At 43.4% G+C, this 23,254-nt stretch carries 22 protein-coding genes; 11 read left to right on the top strand and 11 right to left on the bottom strand.

What is annotated here, in order from left to right; all coding sequences use genetic code 11:
- Positions 1–25: 25 nt before the first annotated feature.
- From AACU25_RS33460 to AACU25_RS33440, 5 genes are all read right to left on the bottom strand, one after another.
- On the bottom strand, positions 26–460 hold the full coding sequence (locus AACU25_RS33460; RefSeq protein WP_096583092.1) for a VOC family protein: 435 nt from the start codon (positions 458–460) through the stop codon (positions 26–28).
- An 87-nt stretch (positions 461–547) separates the two neighbouring features.
- Entirely contained in the window at positions 548–958 is a 411-nt protein-coding gene (locus AACU25_RS33455; RefSeq protein ID WP_096583090.1) for a VOC family protein, read from the bottom strand.
- Between the two features lie 84 nt (positions 959–1,042).
- On the bottom strand, positions 1,043–1,474 hold the full coding sequence (locus AACU25_RS33450) for a YciI family protein (RefSeq protein ID WP_096583088.1): 432 nt from the start codon (positions 1,472–1,474) through the stop codon (positions 1,043–1,045).
- A gap of 231 nt (positions 1,475–1,705) precedes the next feature.
- A complete protein-coding gene (locus AACU25_RS33445) occupies positions 1,706–2,203 on the bottom strand; it encodes a VOC family protein (RefSeq protein ID WP_096583086.1) in 498 nt (165 codons plus the stop codon).
- Positions 2,204–2,238: 35 nt separating this feature from the next.
- Positions 2,239–2,598, bottom strand: a complete 360-nt coding sequence (locus AACU25_RS33440; RefSeq protein WP_012408899.1) for a YciI family protein — start codon at positions 2,596–2,598, stop codon at positions 2,239–2,241.
- 168 nt (positions 2,599–2,766) lie between these two features.
- Here AACU25_RS33440 and AACU25_RS33435 point away from each other — a divergent pair, with 168 nt between their 5' ends.
- On the top strand, positions 2,767–4,035 hold the full coding sequence (locus tag AACU25_RS33435; RefSeq protein WP_096583084.1) for an RNA polymerase sigma factor: 1,269 nt from the start codon (positions 2,767–2,769) through the stop codon (positions 4,033–4,035).
- Between the two features lie 305 nt (positions 4,036–4,340).
- Here the strand turns inward: AACU25_RS33435 and AACU25_RS33430 are convergent, their stop codons facing one another.
- From AACU25_RS33430 to AACU25_RS33420, 3 genes are all read right to left on the bottom strand, one after another.
- Positions 4,341–4,706, bottom strand: a complete 366-nt coding sequence (locus AACU25_RS33430) for a hypothetical protein (protein ID WP_096583082.1) — start codon at positions 4,704–4,706, stop codon at positions 4,341–4,343.
- Between the two features lie 215 nt (positions 4,707–4,921).
- A complete protein-coding gene (locus AACU25_RS33425) occupies positions 4,922–6,487 on the bottom strand; it encodes a reverse transcriptase domain-containing protein (RefSeq protein ID WP_096583080.1) in 1,566 nt (521 codons plus the stop codon).
- Between the two features lie 547 nt (positions 6,488–7,034).
- Positions 7,035–8,132: an alpha/beta hydrolase gene (locus tag AACU25_RS33420; protein WP_096583078.1), complete on the bottom strand. Its 1,098-nt coding sequence runs from the start codon at positions 8,130–8,132 to the stop codon at positions 7,035–7,037.
- Between the two features lie 29 nt (positions 8,133–8,161).
- Between AACU25_RS33420 and AACU25_RS33415 the strand changes: the two genes are divergently transcribed.
- Complete coding sequence (locus AACU25_RS33415; protein ID WP_096583076.1) at positions 8,162–9,028, top strand: alpha/beta fold hydrolase; 867 nt, start codon at positions 8,162–8,164, stop codon at positions 9,026–9,028.
- 162 nt (positions 9,029–9,190) lie between these two features.
- Here AACU25_RS33415 and AACU25_RS33410 read toward each other — a convergent pair whose 3' ends face one another.
- Entirely contained in the window at positions 9,191–9,700 is a 510-nt protein-coding gene (locus AACU25_RS33410; RefSeq protein WP_190446002.1) for an ERICH6/C3orf20 family protein, read from the bottom strand.
- Positions 9,701–10,455: 755 nt separating this feature from the next.
- Between AACU25_RS33410 and AACU25_RS33405 the strand changes: the two genes are divergently transcribed.
- A complete protein-coding gene (locus AACU25_RS33405) occupies positions 10,456–12,219 on the top strand; it encodes a Rieske (2Fe-2S) protein (protein ID WP_096583072.1) in 1,764 nt (587 codons plus the stop codon).
- Positions 12,220–12,486: 267 nt separating this feature from the next.
- Positions 12,487–13,791, top strand: coding sequence for an NF041680 family putative transposase (locus AACU25_RS33400; protein ID WP_096579305.1), 1,305 nt, complete (start codon positions 12,487–12,489; stop codon positions 13,789–13,791).
- Positions 13,792–14,159: 368 nt separating this feature from the next.
- Here AACU25_RS33400 and AACU25_RS33395 read toward each other — a convergent pair whose 3' ends face one another.
- The gene (locus AACU25_RS33395; RefSeq protein WP_096583070.1) at positions 14,160–14,954 is read right to left on the bottom strand and encodes an SDR family NAD(P)-dependent oxidoreductase; all 795 of its coding nucleotides are present in this window, start codon (positions 14,952–14,954) and stop codon (positions 14,160–14,162) included.
- A 301-nt stretch (positions 14,955–15,255) separates the two neighbouring features.
- On the opposite strand from AACU25_RS33395, the gene zwf reads away from it, so the two are divergent.
- Positions 15,256–16,635 carry a glucose-6-phosphate dehydrogenase gene (gene zwf / locus AACU25_RS33390; protein ID WP_096583068.1) on the top strand — a complete coding sequence of 460 codons (1,380 nt, stop codon included), beginning with the start codon at positions 15,256–15,258 and terminating at the stop codon, positions 16,633–16,635.
- 330 nt (positions 16,636–16,965) lie between these two features.
- Complete coding sequence (locus tag AACU25_RS33385; RefSeq protein WP_096583066.1) at positions 16,966–17,205, top strand: hypothetical protein; 240 nt, start codon at positions 16,966–16,968, stop codon at positions 17,203–17,205.
- 266 nt (positions 17,206–17,471) lie between these two features.
- Here the strand turns inward: AACU25_RS33385 and AACU25_RS33380 are convergent, their stop codons facing one another.
- Positions 17,472–17,687 carry an IS1096 element passenger TnpR family protein gene (locus tag AACU25_RS33380; protein ID WP_321206920.1) on the bottom strand — a complete coding sequence of 72 codons (216 nt, stop codon included), beginning with the start codon at positions 17,685–17,687 and terminating at the stop codon, positions 17,472–17,474.
- Positions 17,688–17,799: 112 nt separating this feature from the next.
- Between AACU25_RS33380 and AACU25_RS33375 the strand changes: the two genes are divergently transcribed.
- The 5 genes from AACU25_RS33375 to AACU25_RS33355 all read left to right on the top strand — a co-directional run bounded on the left by AACU25_RS33375 (position 17,800) and on the right by AACU25_RS33355 (position 23,252).
- Complete coding sequence (locus AACU25_RS33375; RefSeq protein ID WP_096583062.1) at positions 17,800–18,591, top strand: IS5 family transposase; 792 nt, start codon at positions 17,800–17,802, stop codon at positions 18,589–18,591.
- 446 nt (positions 18,592–19,037) lie between these two features.
- Positions 19,038–19,439, top strand: coding sequence for a Zn-binding domain-containing protein (locus AACU25_RS33370; protein WP_339382120.1), 402 nt, complete (start codon positions 19,038–19,040; stop codon positions 19,437–19,439).
- A gap of 367 nt (positions 19,440–19,806) precedes the next feature.
- Complete coding sequence (locus AACU25_RS33365) at positions 19,807–20,613, top strand: ParA family protein (RefSeq protein WP_096583060.1); 807 nt, start codon at positions 19,807–19,809, stop codon at positions 20,611–20,613.
- A 2-nt stretch (positions 20,614–20,615) separates the two neighbouring features.
- Entirely contained in the window at positions 20,616–21,728 is a 1,113-nt protein-coding gene (locus tag AACU25_RS33360; protein WP_321206921.1) for a ParB/RepB/Spo0J family partition protein, read from the top strand.
- A gap of 219 nt (positions 21,729–21,947) precedes the next feature.
- Positions 21,948–23,252, top strand: a complete 1,305-nt coding sequence (locus tag AACU25_RS33355) for an NF041680 family putative transposase (protein ID WP_096579305.1) — start codon at positions 21,948–21,950, stop codon at positions 23,250–23,252.
- Positions 23,253–23,254: the final 2 nt, after the last annotated feature.

The following is a 23,254-nucleotide window of genomic DNA, read 5'->3' as shown; positions in this document are numbered from 1 at the left end:
AGTATGTTGAAAGTTCTGTTGTGGTTCATACTCCTGCTCCTTCCCTTTCAGCCTCAACTGGATGGGTTGCTTCGGGTTCCATGTAAATCAGTTCCCAAATGTGACCATCTAAATCCTGAAATCCATGCGCGTACATAAATCCGTGGTCTTGAGGTTCGTTGTAGGTTGTGCCATCAGCAGCAACGGCTTCACGAACCAGCTGATCCACTTTTTCTCGGCTCTCAACTGATAAGCATGTCAACACTTCGGTACTTTCTGTGGCATCGCAAATCGGGTTCGGCGTGAATGTCTTGAATTTCTCATGCGTCAAAAGCATTACAAAGATGCTTTCGGACACAATCATACAGGTGGCCGTTTCATCGGTAAATCGGGGGTTGAACTGAAAGCCAAGTTTTGTGAAAAACTTGATCGATTGCTGGAGATCTTTGACGGGTAGGTTGACGAAAATTTGAGTACTCATGGTTTCTCCTAGTGTAGTTAGTTGTTGGTCAGTGGTCAGTGGCTATTTACAAAGGACAAAGGACAAATGACAGATGTTGGTATAGGCTCAGATGGTTTGTTCACAGTTGATCATCCACGGTGTCCCAAACTGATCGGTCAACATGCCAAAGCGCGATGACCAGAACGTTTGCGCGATCGCCATCTTCACCTTGCCGTTTTCTGCTAGAGCATGAAAAAGCCGTTCTGCCTCAGCGATTTGGGGAACGCTAATTTGTACGTAGAAACCTTGCGGGGTTTCAAAGTATCCTGGTGGGCAGTCAGATCCCATCAGGAGGCGATCATCTAGTTCAAGGCAAGCGTGCATGATTTTGTCCTGCCATTCCGGTGAGACATTTTCTGCGGAAGGTGCTTCTTTGTGTGTCATCATCATAGTTATCTTCCCACCCAGACATTGTTCATAGAACTTGAACGCTGCCTCACAGTTGCCGTTGAACATCAGGTAAGAATTGAGTTGCATTGATTTCTCCTTTTGTAATCGATTCTGCGTTTTGATGAGCGGATAGTTCGCACATGAACATCATTTGCGCGGTTGCTGATGACGTTACTCTTGCTGCTGCGTTTCAAGTTGAGCGCGAATGCGGTCTTCCTGCTCCCTTAAGGCGGGTGTCAGGACTTCAGCAAAATCCTCTGCCTCGAATACGGGACGAATCTCAATCTCGGAGTCTCCTGGCATAGGGTTAGGGCAGCGCTTTACCCAAGCAACTGCCTCGGACATTGAGTTCACCTGCCACAGCCAGTACCCTGCCACTAACTCCTGCGCTGGAGTGAAAGGTCCCTGGGTGACGGTGTGATCGGTTCCTGAAAAGTGAACTCGCACCCCTTTTGAGCTAGGATGAAACCCCTCAGCGGCGAGCAAGATACCTGCCCTGGCTAATTCTTCGTTGTACTGCCCCATTTGAGTTAAAAGCTGTTCGCTCGGCATGACCCCAGTTTCGGAGTCTTGGGTTGCTTTGACAAAGACCATGACTTTCATTGTGAAATCTCCTGTTGAATGGTTTTGAGTTAGATTGCAAGGGGTTGGGTGTCAATACTGCACGCTTTGTGCATTTTCAACTCGGCATTGGGTTTGGGGAAAAGGTTAAAGGGTAAAGGTTAAAGGTTTTTTCTTTCCCCTTCCCCCTTTCACCTTCCCCTTTTCCCAAAAACCCGACAAGTATTGGGTTGGGTATGCTGATTAGCACAAAGCGCAACTTTGAAGGAACCGCTAATCAGCAGCGACACGTTTGAGTTCATCAATCTCGATCTTCTTCATTTGCAGCATGGTAGTGGTCACTTTTTGAGAGATTGCCGCATCGGGGCAGTTGAGTAACTCAATCAGAATGCGAGGAATAATTTGCCAGGAAACGCCGTATTTGTCTTTGAGCCAGCCGCATTGCTGTGCAGTTTCATCCCCACCTGCAGACAATTTTTGCCAGTAATCGTCCACGTCCGCCTGGGTATCGCAAAAGATTTGGAAGGAAATCGCCTCGTTAAATTTGAAGGTCGAACCACCGTTCAGTGCTGTGAACGGCTGACCATCAAGTTCAAAGCTGACAGTCATGACTGCTCCGGCTGGTTTTCCTTTGATTTCCTGTCCAGCGTCTCCATATCGACTGACGTGGACAATTTTGGAATTGCGAAAAATCGACGTATAAAACTGAGCGGCAGCTTCGGCTTGATCGTCAAACCATAAACAGGGAGTGATTTTGGAATTGTTTTGCATGAGGGTTCTCCTTGCGTTCAAGCGGTTAAGGACGGTCAGGGCTGTGCTGGTAGTCCTGCAACTTCGATGACAGGACGGATTTCGACGGTGCCGACTTTTGCACCTGGGATGCGGGTGGCGATCGCAATGGCTTCATCCAAATCCTGAGCATTAACGAGGAAGAATCCACCCAATTGTTCGCGGGTTTCGGCAAATGGCCCATCGGTCACGAGTGATTTGCCATCACGGACTTGGACACTGGTTGCGGTTGCAACAGGATGGAGTGGAGCCGTTGCCAGAAATTGTCCTTGAGTATGCAAGTCCTGGGCAAGTTGGGCAGATTCCCCATAACAATGCTCCCGCTCGGTGTCGCTCATGGCGTTTTCGTCCATATAAATCAGCAGCAAATATTTCATCTAAACCTCCTTTGTGATTAAGTCGAACGGGAATTGTCCAAATCGACACCTGAGTGCAAAAATTTTATCTAGTACAATTGAACTGTATATCCCTTTATCAGTAAGTCGAACGGCAAATGCTCAAATCGACACCTTGCCCAAAATTCTTTATGTCTTTTTGTGAAAGGTATGGCTTCAATCCCAAAAACAGATGTGGCTCAAGCAATTGCTGCCCTTTATCGAACTGAATGGGGGCGCATTGTCGCTATTTTGATTCGGCTGGTCGGAGATTTTGATGTAGCTGAAGAAGCTGCACAGGCAGCATTTACAGCAGCAGTGAATCAGTGGGAAAGCGACGGTATTCCCGATCGTCCCCGTGCCTGGATTATCCGAACTGCCCGGTACAAGGCGATCGATCACCTCCGACGACGTACGAAACTGACCGAAAAACTGGAGTGGTATGCGGCATCTGGTTTAATTCCATCCACTGAAGAACCAACCTATGACAGTGATGAAATTGCAGATGATCGCCTGCGATTAATCTTTACCTGCTGTCACCCGGCACTGGCAACGGAAACTCAAGTAGCGTTGACCCTCCGAATGTTGGGTGGACTGGAAACCGACGAAATTGCCCGCGCCTTTCTGATACCGACTGCAACAATGGCACAGCGGTTAGTTCGTGCTAAACGCAAAATTCGAGACGCAGGCATTCCTTACAAAGTACCCGAGACGACCGATCTCGCTCCCCGGATAGAGGTAGTCCTGAGAGTCATCTATCTCATTTTCAACGAAGGCTATGCCGCAACCAAAGGAGATGCGATCGTGCGGGCTGACCTCTGCATCGAAGCGATTCGCTTGGGGCAACTGGTGCGGCAATTGCTGGCACCCCAACCCCCATCTGAAGTCACAGCACTGGTGGCGCTGATGTTATTGCACGATTCGCGGCGCAATGCGCGTCTAGATGAGGCAGGCGATTTGATTTTGCTAGAAGATCAGGATCGCAGTCGTTGGAATCATCTACAGATTGCTGAGGCGTTACCTCTGGTAGAGGAAGCGTTGCTCTTTGGAACCGGAGTGTATGCCCTGCAAGCGGCGATCGCAGCCCTCCATTGTCAGGCAACCCGCGCCGAAGAAACAGACTGGGTGCAGATCGTGCGGCTCTATGAGGTGTTGGAGGGCTTGCAGCCCTCACCCATTGTGACCTTGAACCGAGCAGTGGCGATCGCAATGGCAGACAGTCCTCAAGCCGCATTTGCACTGATTGATAGCCTTGCTCCAGAACTGGACAGCTATCATCTGTTTCATGCCACCCGTGCAGATTTATTCCGGCGTGTTGGAGCATTAGAGAAAGCGACCCAGAGCTATACACGAGCACTAGAATTAGTGACAAATGACAGTGAGCGTCGTTTTCTGGAACGTCGGTTGCGCGAAGTTCAACCTAACATTCAGTCCGGCTAAGGGTTTACAACAGTTTCAATTGGGCAAGCAATGTGAAGGCTGTTTATGTTTCGCCTGTCTTAGTTCTGTTTCGGCTCATAATTCAAAACAACAACACCACATTCAAAGTACATTCTGAAAAGCATTTAAGTGCCTCAGCCAATTAGAAAAAGCTTGTTTAGATTGGTTAAACTACAGAAAAATCTGGAAATAGTTCTGCTATCTTTGCTTTGGCGGTGAGATGCCTTCTCCTAATGAATTGTATGATTCAGATACTGCGCGATCGCGGGGATTCTACATTCACATACTCGCCTAAGAGGTGCAGGCTAAATTTTCGATAATGGAAAGGCAGATGCTAATACCCAACCAAAAAATAAAGAACTCCCAAGGGCATAGCTCCAAGGATTATTTAGCAATGCAGAACAGAATGAAACAATCGCCATAAATATAGGAAATAATGGCAGCAAAAGGTAAATAAAACTTAGTTGCGGCAGAAAATAAAGAACTAGAATAAAACCACTAATTAAGACTGTGCTTTGTCCTAGCCACCATAAAACTCGCTCTCCCAAATTAAGATTTTGCTGTGCCACTCCAGCAGCTAAAAACCAAGGAAAACAAGCAACTGCCAGAATAGGGAAAATCCGCAAACGCGCCCCAATCAACCACCACTGTAACCATACTACCTGCGCCATTGCCCCAAAACCAATCCACAGGGTTGGAGTCGAGGGAAGGTATTACCCTTCGCCCCTCTCCGTTCAATCTGGACGTGCCGCTTTCGCTGCATCCAGCTTTCGATATTCTTAGATAGTAAGTTCCTTAACCTGCTCCCCCATTCCCAAACGAAAGTCACTTTCGTTTTAACTGGTATAACGGGTTTTCGCGCATGGTGGTATCAGCTAATTCCCTTCTATCTTTTGCTCATGTGGATGTAATCGTGACAGCTTTCATGTACTACCATCAAGTTGTGACTCTTCCAGTTTCCATGATTGCCATCTATGTGATGTAGATGTACCTTTTCTTCACTTGTAAGTTTTAACTTGCAGTATCCACACGTATGGTTTTGCTTCTTTAATTGTTTTGAGGTGGTATCATCGTATAATTTACTGTTCCTTTCAGACCAGTAGACTAAATCCCCGTCAAAAGGTGATTTATTTCCTTTAACTTTGATATGAGCATTTTCGGAGTAAGGAACCGCAGGAAAGGCTTGTTTAGTCAGCTTTTCGGCTGATTTTTTATCCTGTCTAATTTCTTTGTTAAATACCTTGAATGCTCTATGGTTCATGAACCACAGTGAGAACCGGGAACCATTCATTTTGCAGTACTTGTGGTACTGTCTCCATCCTCTAACAATTGGTGCTAGCTTTGCAGCTTTCACCTTAGCTCCATAATTCGGGCAGTTGACGATTTTCTTGACTTTCTTACGAAAAGCTTTGTAGTTTTCCTCTGAGGGAACGCATCTAAATTTTCCGTTTTGCTGTACTTTGAATTTCCAGCCTAGAAAGTCAAATCCCTCTGTCGAAGCGGTTAGCTTTGTCTTTTTCTCACTTACCTTTAGTCCTCGTTTTGCTAGGAATTGGCTAATTTTGTCAAGTAATTTGTCTGCATCATCTTCTGGTCTTAGGAAGAACACCATGTCATCGGCGTATCTGACACACGCACTTTTTATATCCTCCTTTTTTGTGTGTTTGGTTATTTTGCTTCCTAGATGTCTGTTGTATTGGTGCAACTCTTCAATGCCGTTTAGGGCTATATTTGCCAGAAGTGGGCTTACTACACCACCTTGGGGAGTACCTTGTTCTGGGAATTCTGGGTTTATTCCGGCTTTTAATGCTCGGAATATTCCATCTTTCAATGCTCTGGGAGCGATAAGGTTATCCATTATGGTTGTGTGGTTTATCCTGTCAAAGCACTTTTCTATGTCTAGTTCTAGGATTCTTTTAGTGATTCCGTTTGCCTTACTGCTGAGGTTTAAAAACACCTGTCTTTGGGCATCGTGGGCAGAGCGCCCCGTTCTAAATCCATAGCTATGTTCATGAAAAGTTGCTTCGTGTGCTGGTTCTAGTGCGTATTTCGCTAGGCATTGCCAAGCTCTATCCGCGATAGTGGGTACTTTGAGGTATCTTAGGGAACCGTCTTTTTTGGGAATTGGTATCTGTCTTAATTTGTTGTGATACCAGTAGGGTTGTCTGAGGGTCAATTCTAAGTTGAATCTTTCCTCATAGGTTAGGGCAAGTTTTCCATCAATACCCGCAGTCTTTTTACCAGCATTTAACTGTGTTACTTGACGAATCGCCAGAAACCTAGCTGCTTTGGATTTCAGAATCAGCTTTTGTAGTGACCTAGCTTTGCGCTTGTCTCCAACTCGAACAGCTTTGAACACTCTCATTTGTAGGCGGAAAAGGTTCGCTCGGAATTTCTTCCAAGGTAATGATTTCCAAGATTCACTAGTAAGTTCTTTACTGTGCCTAATCATGCTCTGACTCCTTTGAATGTTTTCTGAATACCTCAGAGCAGTTACGCTCTGTCCTACCCGATACAAGGGAGTTCCGTATCTCGTCTTACCTACCGGGGTTTTCGACCTTTCCCCAGACCCTTATACCGTTTTTACTCGTTCCGTTCTCTCGATTGATTGATGGTTTAGGGCAGTCCACTTTGCCTATCCTCCTCTCAGAGATTACGGCTATTTATCACAGAATGCCGTGAGAGTGTAGAGGATGTAGTCTACATTTTGTTTTCCAGGTTGCAGCTTCTCGTTAAGACACTTTTATAGGACTTATTTACCCGTGCCATCCCCCCGTTAGCGCCAGTGTTGTTACCTGCTTGTTTTACAACTGGTTGCGCCCTGTTCCCAGCTTCAGCCTCCATAATTCCGAGTATGGTCACTGTGGGCAGATAGGGAGTCACTTGTCTCTTCAAGGGTGGGACTTTACCTTTCTAGGGTACTTGGTATCACCCACATCAAAAGAACAGTTATACAGTTTCTAAAGTTGACTTTAGATTTGTACTCTAGCCATACCCCTCTAGTTGCTAGAGGTTCTTGCTAGAAACGAGCCGCACATGATAAACAAGGTGATGCCAATGACTAAAGCTCTGGGTGATGGCAGTTGTAGCTTTGCCATAGCAATCAACCAACTTATACCTGCTACCCCAAACCAAATACTAACTGCTCCACCGACTAATACTCCACCCAAGTTATCAATATTCCCTAAACGGTTAATTAACATCAGTGTGCCAGTGGCTACCAAAGGTGCTACTAATAAACCCATCCAGCTTTTTAACTGTCCTGCTCTGTCAATAATAGAAGAAGTAGCTAAAACGGGAGAAACTGCTGCAAGTAGAGTTAACCATGCCAGCAAGTGCAAAAAATACCATAGCATACGGTAATCAACATAGTTACTCTGGCTGTTGAGCCTAAAGGTGCTATTGAGCCAATCTTTAGCTGCCTGATGACTATCATGGCGAAACAAAATTGTAATATGTTCGGCATTGGGGATAATCACGAGTTTTCTAGCTTGGCCCTGAGCAAATTGGTGATTTTCACCACCACCAGCCCTCAGTAAACGCTCTGCATTGGCAACAAATCTATTTTCCCAACTCCCTGCTTGTAATAAAAGGTTTTGAGGTACATTGTTTGTAATTGAAGCGCCTGTAGGCGAAACTGCCACAGTCGCAGCATAGCGATTGACATTGCCAATAGCCGCCGCCATCACTGCACCACTCCCCATTGAATGACCTAAAGTCGCTAAACGCAATGCATCCACCTCCGGTTGTGCCACCAGTGCTGCATAGGCAATATCCAGATTTTTTTGCAGCGAATTTGTCTGCAAAGGCAAGGCATTAGATCCATGCCCATCAAAATCCCACAGCATTACCGCGTAACCTGCATGAGCCAAGACGTATGCATAGCCAAGCATCAACTGCTTAGAACCTGCATAGCCATGTGCTACCAGAACACCAGGTACTTTTAATGCATTCTCTGGCGCTACGTACAATAGTGGTACTCCTTCTCGCTGCAGTTGACGCACTACTAAACCAGCCCGTGCCGATACCACACTCCACCAAGAAAGGGCAATCAGCAACAGTGCAAAAATTAGCACTAGCAAACGCTTCTTAGTCATTAAAGTTCAAAGTAATTGATTATTAGATCATGCCTATAACAGATCCAAAAGCGATCGCTTTCATCAATAGTATTGAAACAATCGCCCTTGTAACTTCCCTCAGTCAACAGCCAATCCTGACAACCTACATTCACAAAGGAGCGGGAGGAACACCGATTCTGTTGTTGCATGGCTTCGACAGTTCCATCCTAGAGTTCCGTTTCCTGTTGCCATTACTTGCGACTCAAAATGAAACATGGGCAGTAGATTTGTTAGGCTTTGGTTTTACACAAAGGCAAAAACAAATCAAATACAGTCCAGATACCATCAAAATTCACCTTTACGAATTTTGGACAACTTTAATTAATCAACCTATCGTACTAGTAGGTGCATCAATGGGTGGTGCAACGGCAATTGACTTTACGCTCACTTATCCTGAAGTTGTGAAATCACTAGTATTGATTAATAGTTTGGGTTATACTGGCGCTCCCACTTTTAGCAAATACTTGTTTCCTCCTTTTGATTTTTTTGCTGTAGAATACCTACGTCAACGGCATATTTTGGCATTAAATATAAGCAGTATTGTAGCTAATTTAGCTCCAGAAATACCTTTGGCTATTCAGTGTGCGATGCTACATCAAGAAATGCCGCTTTGGCATGATGCCATGATTTCTTATGTCAAAACTGGTGGTTATAGTAACTTGGCGAATAAAATTGCCCAAGTTGACAAACCAACACTGATTTTATGGGGAGAGGCTGATGATATGCTCCCATCTAAAGATGCAGAAAAATTTCAGCAAAATATTGCCAACTCTAAGCTAATCAAGCTGAAAAATTGCGGTCATGCACCTCAGATTGAACAACCAGAAATAACATTTCAACATATTTTGCAGTTTCTAAGTCATCACAACTTTTAACCAATTGACTAATCTAAAGCCTTAGATAAACCCCTTCATATGGAAATGAATTATATTTATGGATGGATGGACTGTTTAATCAACCAGAAGTGGCTTTTTTATAATTAAATATTTACAGCTATTAACTAAGTTTCCAACTTACACATAATAAATTGGAAGTAGTTAAAAATTTTCGTTTCTAATACGGGTTGCTTGGGCTGTAGTATTTTCAACTGCTATGATATTGCCCTTTAAATCATATACAGTTCCTTTCCCTGTACTATTAAATTCATCAATTATTTCATTCAAGTTTGCGTCTTGAACCACATAAACTTCCCCAGCTAAATTACCATTTGGCTCATATATTGGTTCGCGGAATTTATAGGTAAATGTATTAGAACCAGTACTTTCCCAAACTCCAAATCCTGTGGATTTAGTACGCTCATTTGTAATGATGGTAATACCATTAGAGGTGAAAGCCCCCAGTGATCTATCTTGTGAACCATTGGCAAAACTTATAATAAATGACCATGAGCCTACCGCTCCTTTTTGTTTATTTCGTCCTTTTGAAGGGATACTTGCGTAGCTTTCTTTAGCCATACTTAGTGTGGGTAAAGCAGCTAAAGTACCAATGCTGGCAATACCCATGCCTTTCAAAATTGCCCGACGACTCCAAAAAGAATTTTTAGCCATTAATGACAAAACAATTCAAAATTCAAAATTCAAAATTCAAAATTCAAAAATGTAAAACTACTTAAAAACTTTAGTTGTGGGGCACAAGTCCACTTTAAAACAAAGATGTATTGCGAGGCACGTAGTGCAAGAAATGCGGCATCCTTATCACAAGCTCATGGCTAAAGCCGTGGGCTTGTAATAATTTTGAATTTTGAATTCATAATTTTGAATTGGAGCGAAGCGACTGGCTCTTCCTTTGATAAATATGCACCAATGGTAGAACTTGTGTCTCAAGGCTCAGGCATATTATCCCGCATTTAGACGGTTAATAATTGCGAAGAATGTATACTTAATAATTATTCACGCTTTTCTATTAAGCAAGCATAATTCTGTGTTCAAATGGATTGAGCTCATCGACGCATCTCACCCAAACTTTGAAAAACTGCTAATCTGTTGAGATGCGTTGCTAAATGAGCCTAACTTTTAGTTTTTAGTTTAGGCTTTTCTATCATTGCTGCTGGACTGGTTTCTATTGGGTCAAGTTTTTTGGGAACAACTTTCGGCTGATTCGTTCCCTTCATCTGTTAGTTAGAAGTTCTTTGGCGCTTAAAAGCTAACTTACTCTTAAATACTTCTGCTTTATCTTTTAATTCCTGTGAGAAGGAAGCGTCAAGTACTATTGCGATAGTTAACAAAAATTATAATTGCACACAAGCTCAAAAGAGAAAAACTTCGACACAGTGGAAGTATGGATATCAATAGTGTGCAATTCAATGACTCAAATATTTGAAGGTGCAACCGAAACAGATAATTATATCCTTGTTGCTCAACTTAAAGATGTTCAAGCAGCAGGCAGTTTACTAGTGCATCAACAAAAGCAGACTCTTGCTTTGTTTTACGCCAACGATCAAGTTTATGCAATTGACAACCGTTGTCCCCACATGGGCTTTCCTCTCAAAGGCAGCACCTGCAAGGATGGTATTGTTACCTGTCCTTGGCATTATGCCCGTTTTGACCTTGCTAGTGGTGGCACTTTTGACTCTTGGGCAGATGATGTTCCTTGTTTCCCTGTAGAAATCCGTGATGGTGAAGTGTGGGTAAATTTAGCGCCACCAGATAACCTTCATACCCACCACCGCCAACGTTTACAAGATGGTTTAGAGCAAAACATTTCTTTAGTGATTGCTAAAAGTGCGATCGCACTTTTAGATATGGGGGTCAATCCGGCTGAACCATTTCTCATGGGGCTAGAATTTGGCACTCGCTATAACAAAGCAGGTTGGAGTACAGGGTTAACTATCCACACAAGCATGATGAATCTCCTACCTTATCTAGATGCAGAAGATAAACCCCGTGCTTTATTTCATGGATTGTCAGCCGTAGCGAATGATAGTGCAGGTTCGCCACCAGAGTTTGTTGTCCATCCTTTACCTAACTCTACAGTTGATGTTGCAACTCTCAAAAGCTGGTTCCGCCAATTTATTCAGGTACGGGATACTGAAGCAGCGCAGAGATGTTTAGTATCTGCGCTCGCTTCGGGAGCAAATTCACAACAAATAGCAGATATGCTATTCTGTGCTGCTTGCGATCATCGTTATCTTGACGTTGGGCATACCCTTGATTTTATCAACAAAGCGTTAGAGGCACTTGATGCGGTGGGTTGGCAAGCTGCTGAGTCAACTTTGGCTAGCTTAGTTCCGGGTTTAGCTAATGCCGATAGGATGGAAGAATCTAATTCCTGGCGCTACCCTGTGGATTTAATCGCCATTTTGGAATCGGCTAGTGAGCAATTACCTAAAGCATTAAGTCTAGGTAAATCTCGACAAGGAACTTGGTCAAAGCAAGAGGAATTATTACCAATTTTATTGGGTGAAGACCCACAAGCGATTGCCGATTCGCTATTAGATGCACTGCAAGCAGGTTGTAGAGCAGAACAATTAGCCAGCATCGTTACTTATGCAGCAGCATTGCGAGTCGCTCGTTTCCACACCAATAATGATTTTGGCGATTGGAACTCCGCCCATCATCCATTTACCTTTGCTAATGCTGTTCACCAAGCATTGCGAAGAGTACCAACAATTGAATTACTCAAAGGAGTTTTTGATGCGGCGATGAGTGTGTATTTAAATCGCTTTTTGAATGTACCACCAGCACGGCTACCAGAACCAAAAGATACCACAGAAAATCCTGAAGAATTACTCCAACAGCTACCAGATTTATTAAACCGTCAGCAGCAAGTCAACCAAACAGGTCAATTAGTAGCTAATTATTTATATAGCGGCGGTTCGCCAGAAAAACTGATGGCTATGCTGGGTAAAATGATGTTGCGTGAAAATCGTGATTTTCATGTTATTCAAGAAATAGAGGCTGCTTTTCGCCAGTACTCACTCCTAGGTAAAACTCCGGCAGGGATTCATATATTAGTTGCTGCATCTCGGTATTTAGCAGCTCATTCGCCCACTATGCGTTCTCAAGGTCAAACTTATCAAATTGCAGAACGATTACATCGGGGCGATCGCCTATTTGAAGAATCTTGAGTTGTCAGAGTGATTTATTCAGATTATCAAACAGAATTCAGGAGTCAGGAGCCAGAATTCTCTTGCTTGTATTCTGTGCGAGTGACGGATGACTGGACTTTAGACTAAATAGGGTTGGCGGGGAAAATAACACTGAGAGAAAAATAGTCAAAAAAAGGACATAGCTGAACAGGAGAAAAATCCGCGAACAAAAAAAGCGGTCAGCGATGTTGAACTAACCGCAAATTGGTCAATGCTGATAAAAGGAAAAAAATTAACAGCTTGACCATGACATTAGAAAAGCTTAAACAATTTCGCACAGGTGTGTACACTATCCTGGGTAAAGCCAAAGATGCCTTATTCGACTTGATGGATGCAGTGTTAGTAACACGTAGTATTAATTCATTTGCAGAACTATCAGTGTCTCCCGTGTTTCGCAGGCAATGGTCGAGTGTATACGAGGCAATACAAGACGGAAATCCGCCCCGAACCGAACTGATGAAGTTGTATATAAAACAACTCAATCCCACAGAAAAAATCATCTTAGCAGGAGACCATACAGCTTGGGCAAGATTACATGCCCCAACATTGAAAGACCGAACCTATGAGCATCAAGTTCAACCCATGTCAGGGGCAAAACCCGTAACCTTGGGACAAGGCTACAGCACCATTGCAGTTGTGCCGGAAACAGAGGGCAGTTGGGCATTACCCCTATTACATGAACGCATCACCAGTTTTGAGAACCCAATTCAAAAAGCTGCCGCACAACTAAAACTAGTATGCTCAAACCTGCCAACAAGCCCCATTAGCTTGTGGGATGCAGAATACGGGTGTGCTAGTTTCGTGAAACAAACAAGCGATATTGCCGCAGACAAATTAATGCGTTTGCGCTCCAATCGACTGCTGTATGGTGCGCCCCCACCTTATGGCGGCACTGGTCGTCCCCGTATCCACGGTGATAAATTTAAACTCAACGATTCGTCTACATGGTGGACACCTGACCAAATCATTGAAGTCAACGACCCAAAAATGGGGCGTTTATCTATCCGCTTATGGTGTAATCTTCATTTTCAACAGTCCAAAGATCATTCCATGAATTTGATTCAAATTCAGCGCTTAGATGAATTTGGTGTGCCAAAAAACAAGGCTTTATGGTTGGTGTGGGTGGGACTATCTATGCCTGCTTTATCCTCATTCTGGCAGCTTTACTGCCGTCGATTTGCCATTGACCACTGGTATCGTTTTGCCAAAGGGCGCTTGCATTGGACTCTGCCGCAATTGAGTACCCCAGAACAGTGTCAGCGGTGGAGTGACCTTTTACCCCTGATGACTTGGCAACTTTGGCTTGCACATGGGATTGTACATGACAATCCTTTACCTTGGCAGAAAAAACAGTCCAGATTGTCCCCTGGACGGGTCGCTCAAGCAATGGCAGCAGTTTTCGCCGCCATTGGTACACCGTCTGTTTCACCCAAACCCCGTGGAAAGTCTCAAGGCTGGCCTGCTGGCAAAGTTCGCCTGCGTAGAATTCGTTATCCTACAGTTAAAAAAAGTACTGCCAAGCCGAAAAAAGAACAACCACAGTCCGCTTGACATTGAGTTTTTTTGCTTTGAGATGTGTAACTTGTCAACTCACTGCTGCTGGGTCATTTTGTCATGCTTTAGTCTAAACTCCAGTTGTCAACTCACTGCTGCTGGGTCATTTTGTCATGCTTTAGTCTAAACTCCAGGGATGAATAACCGACGTTTTTGCACCCCCACCAAATCGTAGATTTGGTGGTCTTCTCCCAAGGGGAGACGCACTCGCGTTCAATAAGTCGCTGGTCTGAATCCCCGACTTATTGATTCTGACGGATGTATTCTTCAACCAAAATTTTGCTTCTCAAACGCTTTGTGTTTTGCATACCTTGTTTGCAGAAGTTCAATGCTATGGTACTAACCGGATTTTCACGTTCGTTGTGTTAAATAATTGATCGCACCAATCCGCCCTCGACTCGCAGAGCCGCACCATTAATCGCAGAGGCTAAGGGACTAGCAACAAACGCCACCAATACAGCAACTTCAGACGTTGAAGCAAATCGCTGAATTAGTGAAGATGGGCGAGTTTTACTAAAAAACTCTTTCTCAACTTGTTCGGGTGAAATACTTTGATCTTTGGCAAGTCCCTGGATAAAAATTTCCACTCCTTCGGAACGGGTTGGCCCAGGCAATACTGAATTGACTGTGACATTACTGCCTGCGGTTGTTTCAGCTAAACCACGAGCCAACGCCACCTGTGCAGTCTTGCTCACCCCATAGTGAATCATCTCGGCGGGAATATTCAAGGCAGACTCACTAGAGATGAAAATAATGCGTCCCCAATCTTGCTTCAGCATCAGCGGTAAGTAATGACGTGAGAGCCGAACACCACTCATCACATTCACTTCCAGAATGTTCATCCACTCTTCATCGGAGATATCTTCAAATGCTTTGGAGCCATAAATTCCCAAGTTGTTCACCAAAATGTTGACTAATGGCACCTGTTGAAACAACAATTCAGCTCCTGCTTGGGTTCCCAGATCGGCAGCAATTCCTTGAAGTTTAGCATTTGGCACAATGCGCCGAATCTGATCAAGGGCTTGGTTTACTCGCTCTTGCGTTCTGCCATTGACAATGACCGTCGCTCCTTCTTGAGCAAGTGTAGTAGCTATTGCCAGTCCAATTCCGGCACTTGAACCGCTCACCAGTGCAACCTTATTTGATAGTTGGAGATCCATAAGTGTTTTTCTCTTTCATAGTTTAAAGGAAGTGCAATGCCTGCAGTGGGCTGCGCTGGGAGCAGTGATGCCCAACACGATCATGAGAATAGAGATCGTGCTTGTCCATGCAAAAATGATAACTTGTTTATTGGTTTCAGGTTTGGTGGCAGTGAGCGATCGCGAGGAGCAACAAATCTGTATCGGCTCCTGTGTTAAGTCCAGTATTGTTTGCTTACTTTAGCTGCCGTAGTAAAGCAAGATTTTGCTGATAAGCTGTTGTCAGCCATCATGAAAAAGCTAATTCCTCAAGAGGTTCGTCATGGAAACTCTTCATTCAGACGCACTGGTATTTTTCGGGGCAACAGGTGACCTGGCATACAAGAAAATCTTTAAGAGCCTTCAGTCAATGGTGAAGCGAGGTAATCTCAATGTGCCAGTGATTGGTGTTGCCGGACGACCTTGGACGACGGATCAACTTAGGGAAAGGGCACGTGATAGCCTAGAACATCATGGCGGTGTAGATCAAGCAGCATTTGATCAACTTTCCTCATGGCTTGAGTATGTCTCTGGTGACTACAACAAACCAGAAACTTACGAAAAATTACGTCAAGCCCTGGGTGATGCCAAAAGTCCTCTCTACTATCTAGCAATTCCGCCTAGCCTGTTTGCCCCAGTAGTAGAAGGATTGGGCAAATCAGGTTGTGCGAAAAATGCCCGCGTAGTCATTGAAAAACCATTTGGCCGGGATTTGCAATCAGCACGTGAGTTAAACCAAATTCTGGCATCGGTGTTTCCCGAAACTTCTATCTATCGCATCGACCATTATCTGGGCAAAGAACCACTGCTAAATTTACTCTATTTTCGGTTTGCTAACTCATTTCTCGAACCAATCTGGAATCGTAACTATGTTGAAAGCATCCAGATTGTCATGGCAGAAAATTTTGGCATTCAAGGACGGGGGCACTTCTATGAGGAGACTGGTGCAATTCGGGATGTGGTGGAAAACCATATGCTGCAAGTATTAGCTTCAGTTTGCATGGATGCACCCGCTAGTAATGCTCCTGATGCCATCCGGGATGAAAAAGAGCGTATTCTCAAAGCTATACCTTCACTGCAAGCTAATGACATTATTCGCGGTCAATTTCGCGGTTACCGCGACGAAGAAGGTGTTTCTCCCCAATCCCAAGTAGAAACTTTTGTGGCAGTGCGGCTATTTATTAATACCTGGCGGTGGTCAGGAGTTCCCATCTACATCCGCGCTGGGAAGAAATTGCCTGTGAAGACAACTGAAGTGATGGTCAAGCTCAAGTGTCCACCTTTAGATGTGTTCAAAGAAGGGGGAAAAGAAAACACTCATTATGTTCGGTTTCTACTAGATCCAGAGGTAATCGTTGGGCTGGGTGCGCGCACTAAAATCCCAGGCGAAGACATGATCGGCTCTGCGGTTGAACTTTTGGCCTTTTACGGAGGCGGGGACGAGATGGAACCCTATGAACGTCTATTAGGCGATGCCATGCGGGGCGATCCCACCTTATTTGTTCGCGAAGATACGGTGGAAGAGGAATGGCGGATTGTCCAGTCAATTCTCGATAGCGTCACACCCGTTTACGAATATGAGCCAAATACATGGGGCCCACCTGAGTCAGATAAACTACTCTTGCCGAGCGATCGCTGGTACAATCCCTTGCCGAGGGAGTAGTACATATTGCCCAGCTATGCCTGTAGATGAGTGGCTCCCGGTGAATCTTCATCTCCAGCTTAGTTTTGCTAGGTGGAAAACGTGAGTGTTCAACTGCAGATTTTACAGATGACGTACTACTTGCAAGAGTACAGTTACAATCGCTAGCAGTACTCTAGGAGCGAATTGCACTTTAATTGTTGTCTGTTCATACTCAATTGAGACCGAACAGATTACCTTGTTTTCACTACTTGTTAAAGACTATTCAATCACTCACTATAAATGAGGCATTAACACAATTTTTAGCTACATCTGTTTTTCTGCTATCAAGCTTTTGGCACCGAGATAAACATGAAACCTATTAAAAAACCGGAACTACTGATTGTCAAAAAGTCTGTTACTTCACAGCCAGCAATTGAGGAAGTTGCGCCTATCGAGACAGTCTCTGCTGATGAACCTATCATTGAGCCGCAGCCAGACTTGGAGGTAGAAAGCCAATCAAGAGAATATATTCACGTCTACGCTCCGGTGCAAGACGCTCCAGTTCTCCAGTCTGTAGGTAACACTGGTTGGCAGGTTTCTGACATCTAGCGAGATTTACGTATTGATAATTTTTGTGATTGATATTTTCTCTATGGTTAGTTGCAATAACTATTGTACTTTTGTATAGTTGCAATATAGGACTAGTGGTCTGACAAGGGAACTATGCTAGGTGCATTAAATTTTCTAGTTCTCTTCTTTTCCTCTTTCTTTGAGTACTTCGTGCCTTCGTGGTTCGTTTTTTCACCCAGCAAAGTTGACTTGCCAGAGTACTAGTGTTGATTTCTAAAACAACTCCGTACATTTGAAGAGACATACTAATCAAAATCCGCGTATTGAGGAGGGCTAACTCCAATGCGCTTGCTAATTCTGGGATATTTGCCCGCAGGGGCCTTGTCTAAGATGTTTGTGACGTTAATCTGGTGCCACCAATCATCCCCAAAATCGAACCAGTAACCAAAAGCCTCATCAATTGATAAGCTTAGATCAGCAATTGAAGTACTAGAAACATCGCCTGTAGGCGTTGGTGTCAAACCAGAACTGGAAAATGCTTGTTTCAGAGGATGTTTTAAAAGAGGTGGGCTATTGTAAGAAAGCTCACAAAGTTTATGCTGAGATTTGTAGATAACAGCACCTTGTGAGCGAATGACTAAAGCATATCCTAGTGACCTGACATGGGAACAGTGGGAATTGATAGCACTTGAGTTTCCATCAGCTAAATCAGGAGGTCGTCCAAGAACAGTAGCTTTATATTCGATAGTGAATGCAATTGTGTATGTGCTTTGTGAAGGATGTACATGGAGAGGCTTGCCAGGAGATTTTCCACCTTGGCAAACAGTGTATGGTTATTTTTGGCGATGGAGCAAAGATGGTACATGGTTAAAAATTCACGACAAACTTTACAAGTGGGTTAGGGTGGCAGCAGGACGAGAACCGAGTCCATCAGAGGCCGCAGTTGATAGCCAGTCAGTAGAAACAGCAACGATGATTTCCCAAGATGTCGGTTATGATGCAGCTAAAAAGATACATGGACGTAAGCGGCATCTGACAGTGGATATGTTAGGGCTAGTTTTGAGGGTTTTGGTCACTTCTGCCAGTCTTCCAGAACGGGAAGGAGCCAAAAAAGTCCTCAACCGAGTTCACAATACAGGTAATCACGTACAACGGTTAAATACCATTTGGATGGATGGCGGATACCGAGGAGACGAATTTATGCGTTGGGTAATGGATATGTTTCGCTGGATTGTGACAATTGTTCTACGACCATTAGAGCAAAAGGGCTTTGTCCATTTACCTAAACGATGGGTCGTTGAACGTACTTTTGGCTGGCTAAATTGGTGTCGGCGTTTAAGCAAAGATTATGAAAGACTACCTCAAACTTCCGAAACATTCATTTATGTTGCTATGATTCGTCTTATGGTTCGACGGCTAGCATAATTTTTAGCTCTCTCTTACTTTTAAAACATCCTCTAGGTAAAGATACAGATTTATTTACTGAAGCCGAATCAGAATTAGATATTCAACCACTTTCTACACAGGCAGAGTCCAAAATTATCCCCACCAAAATCAAAGATGCAAGGGTTAGATTAACCCTTGTTTGGGGAGAAATTACTAATTCTGTTACAGGTTATCGGTTGATGAAACGCACTTACGGGATGACTTGTAAAAATCAGCGTTGTGGTAACTACAAAAAACCGCTTGAAGGGAAAACTTGTTCCTTGTGTAGGCATCCTCTAGGAGCAGCTGAAGTAACAAAACTTCAGTCAGAAGTAGCATTTGAGGAGCCATATGTTACAAAATACCAAGCGCCCTGCGTACTGGTAGAAATAAATGAACCCCTGCAAAAAGTGATATAAGTACAAGTCAACAAATACAAACAACAAATTATAACCTCCACAGGAGGTGAAGTTCCTGAACAATACCAAACACTATGGACTAGTAGTGCTGATTTTACAGCAGTCCATAGCATCCAACACCAGATAGTAAAAGCTGTACCCCTTGTAGTTTTGTCCTCTAGCCTAGATGTGGATGGAATAGTTACGCAAAAAGAAACTAGAACAATTGGCTATTTTTTTGACACTTGTGAAGGTGGTAATGGAGCAGCAGAAGCTATCTTTTCTGACTTGACCAATTTCGCTGCTAAAGCATATGCGCTAGCATCTGAATGTGATTGTGAAGCTGGTTGTCCAAAATGTCTACATTCAACTGGTTGTCCGCAACATAATAAAGCACTGCATAAAGATTTAGGTTTGTTTTTGTTGGATACCATAAGCCAAGTAGCGTAGAACGCTAACAAGCAATCCCAAGAACAATTCTAATAAGATGAGTAAATTTAAGATTTCTAAGATGTCGTATTTTAAAATACGACATCAGAAAAAGTTTCAGTGGTAGTTATAATATTGATTTTGCCAGCATTTATTCTAATCAAATGTTGTAGCTTTTTAATATGTTGGGATTACTTTGACAATTCTTAGAGTGTCAAAATAGTAGCTATGCACTTCTAGCAAGACATGATATGGTAGCAGACACAACTGCCTATCTTAGTTCTAAAGACAATTGTCTCAATTAAGGGCGTTTTCACCAGAAACATCTTTAAAAGTAAATATTTAATAGAGTGATGTCGAATTTTAAAATTCGACAAAAAGTAATCTTATGAAGCAGATAGTTATCTCACTTTTGGCAAATGCAGGTGGTGTAGGGAAAACTACGCTTAGTGTACATCTTGCTTATGAAATGAGCCGACGTGGCTTTTCAGTAGCAATGATAGATCTAGATCCACAGCGTTCTTTAGATGTATTTTGTGGTCTAGCTCCAGCAGAACCATCCAAGACTTTAGTAGAAGTTTTATCGAAGGATTTCAAAGGAAATTGGTCTCTTGCTCCAGTCTGGAAAGATTTCAATGTCAATGTAGAAGTTTGTCAAGGACATCCACTATTAGCTGAGATAGCGAACGAATTGGTAATTAGGAAACGAGGAGAGTACGCACTAAGCGATCGCCTCAAGAGTTTTCCATTACCCCATAACTTAATAATTTTGGATTGTCCAGCCACCTTGGGGATGCTCAATGTCAATGCTTTGGCAGCGTCAACACATATTTTGGTACCAGTGCAATTAGAAATGAAAGCTATTTCAGGTTCAGCTGAATTAGTAGAATGGTGTATTTCCACAGCAGAAGAATTACATCTTGACCCTAGACCACCAATTCTAGGTTTTGTACCCAGTATGTATGATGAATCCGTAGCAATGCATCGACAATATTTGGAGCAATTGCCAGAAATTGCCAAACAGTTACACTTGAAGCTTTACCCCAAAGTTCGTAACTCGAATGAATTCAAAAATGCTAGCGCTCACGGCTTGCCTTTACAAGTCTACCGTCCCAAGCACCCTGCTTGTAAAGATTTCAAACCAATAGCAGACGATTTAGCAGCTTTAATCAAAGATAGAAAGGAGAAAAAATAACCGTGGCCTTACCAAGAATTGCTGACAGGTTCAGTGGTGCAATTCAAAAAACAGATCAAGAACAAAAGATTACCGAGCTTCAGGCAGAAGTCGAGCGCCTAAGAGCTACCCAATCCCCAGATTTAGAAATAGAACTGCAAAAACTTCGAGAACAGTTACAAAATCAATCAGGAGAAGTCGAAATTGACTTAGATCTGATTGATCCCAACCCCAACCAACCTCGGCAGACAATTACATCAGAATCAATTCAAGCGAAAGCACGTTTACTCAAAAAGCATGGGCAAATTTCTTCAGTTATTCTGGTACTTCAGGAAAACGGACGCTATATGCTGCTTGATGGTCAACTGCGTACTGAGGGTGCAAGGGTTCTAGGATGGAAAACCATTCGCGCTGTAGTGGTTCCAATGCCTAGAGACTTAACCCAATCTGCACTTATTACTTTTCTTGGTTTTGAGGATTTAAACCCTTTAGATAAGGCAGAGGCGGTATTTAAAGAAGTAACTAAGTCTACAGATTTAACAATAGATGAAATATTTACGCTCTTAGGAACAGTACTTAAACGAATAGAAAGAGATGGTAATAGTAAAGAACTAACACATCTCATCAATGTTAGTACTGAAAAGCAGCAACAAGGTTTAGAACAGTTAGGAGTTATAGATACAGAGCAAAGTCTACTTTTAGCACTGTTAGAACTAGGCTTAAATCCAAGTTCTGTAAAAACTAATCTTATGCCAATGCTATTCTTACCTCAAGATTTGAAAGATGCAATTAGGCAAAGAGGCTTGAAGGGCGCTCATGCTTTAGCATTGGCAACACTTTCAGCAAAAGTACTTGACATAAAGGAAGAACAAGCAACCTCTGAGCGAATTGCCGCCACAAATAAAGTATTAAACGAAAACCTGACAGTCCCAGAAACCCGTGAACTGATTAAAGCAATTAAGGATAAATATTTAAAGAACAAAAAATCTGAATCGAAAGAAGTGAAAGCTGTAATTCAAAAAATTAAGGAACTATCTGAGGATTCGCTACAGGGAGCTAGCCATGAACAGCTTCAACAGTTACGAACACTACTAGAACAAAAGTTAGTAGCGCTCTCTAAAGTTCTCAATGCTTGAATTTAACTTTGCTACTTTGAAAACCAACGGAATTTTGCTAATTACTGGACTTTAGACTAAATAGGGTTGGCGGGGAAAATAACACTGAGAGAAAAATAGTCAAAAAAAGGACATAGCTGAACAGGAGAAAAATCCGCGAACAAAAAAAGCGGTCAGCGATGTTGAACTAACCGCAAATTGGTCAATGCTGATAAAAGGAAAAAAATTAACAGCTTGACCATGACATTAGAAAAGCTTAAACAATTTCGCACAGGTGTGTACACTATCCTGGGTAAAGCCAAAGATGCCTTATTCGACTTGATGGATGCAGTGTTAGTAACACGTAGTATTAATTCATTTGCAGAACTATCAGTGTCTCCCGTGTTTCGCAGGCAATGGTCGAGTGTATACGAGGCAATACAAGACGGAAATCCGCCCCGAACCGAACTGATGAAGTTGTATATAAAACAACTCAATCCCACAGAAAAAATCATCTTAGCAGGAGACCATACAGCTTGGGCAAGATTACATGCCCCAACATTGAAAGACCGAACCTATGAGCATCAAGTTCAACCCATGTCAGGGGCAAAACCCGTAACCTTGGGACAAGGCTACAGCACCATTGCAGTTGTGCCGGAAACAGAGGGCAGTTGGGCATTACCCCTATTACATGAACGCATCACCAGTTTTGAGAACCCAATTCAAAAAGCTGCCGCACAACTAAAACTAGTATGCTCAAACCTGCCAACAAGCCCCATTAGCTTGTGGGATGCAGAATACGGGTGTGCTAGTTTCGTGAAACAAACAAGCGATATTGCCGCAGACAAATTAATGCGTTTGCGCTCCAATCGACTGCTGTATGGTGCGCCCCCACCTTATGGCGGCACTGGTCGTCCCCGTATCCACGGTGATAAATTTAAACTCAACGATTCGTCTACATGGTGGACACCTGACCAAATCATTGAAGTCAACGACCCAAAAATGGGGCGTTTATCTATCCGCTTATGGTGTAATCTTCATTTTCAACAGTCCAAAGATCATTCCATGAATTTGATTCAAATTCAGCGCTTAGATGAATTTGGTGTGCCAAAAAACAAGGCTTTATGGTTGGTGTGGGTGGGACTATCTATGCCTGCTTTATCCTCATTCTGGCAGCTTTACTGCCGTCGATTTGCCATTGACCACTGGTATCGTTTTGCCAAAGGGCGCTTGCATTGGACTCTGCCGCAATTGAGTACCCCAGAACAGTGTCAGCGGTGGAGTGACCTTTTACCCCTGATGACTTGGCAACTTTGGCTTGCACATGGGATTGTACATGACAATCCTTTACCTTGGCAGAAAAAACAGTCCAGATTGTCCCCTGGACGGGTCGCTCAAGCAATGGCAGCAGTTTTCGCCGCCATTGGTACACCGTCTGTTTCACCCAAACCCCGTGGAAAGTCTCAAGGCTGGCCTGCTGGCAAAGTTCGCCTGCGTAGAATTCGTTATCCTACAGTTAAAAAAAGTACTGCCAAGCCGAAAAAAGAACAACCACAGTCCGCTTGACA

The organism is Tolypothrix tenuis PCC 7101 (assembly GCF_963874875.1).
In the GTDB taxonomy this organism is placed as follows: domain Bacteria; phylum Cyanobacteriota; class Cyanobacteriia; order Cyanobacteriales; family Nostocaceae; genus Aulosira; species Aulosira tenue.
Note: the sequence above shows the minus strand (reverse complement) of the source record. Positions and strands in the feature narration are given on the sequence as shown.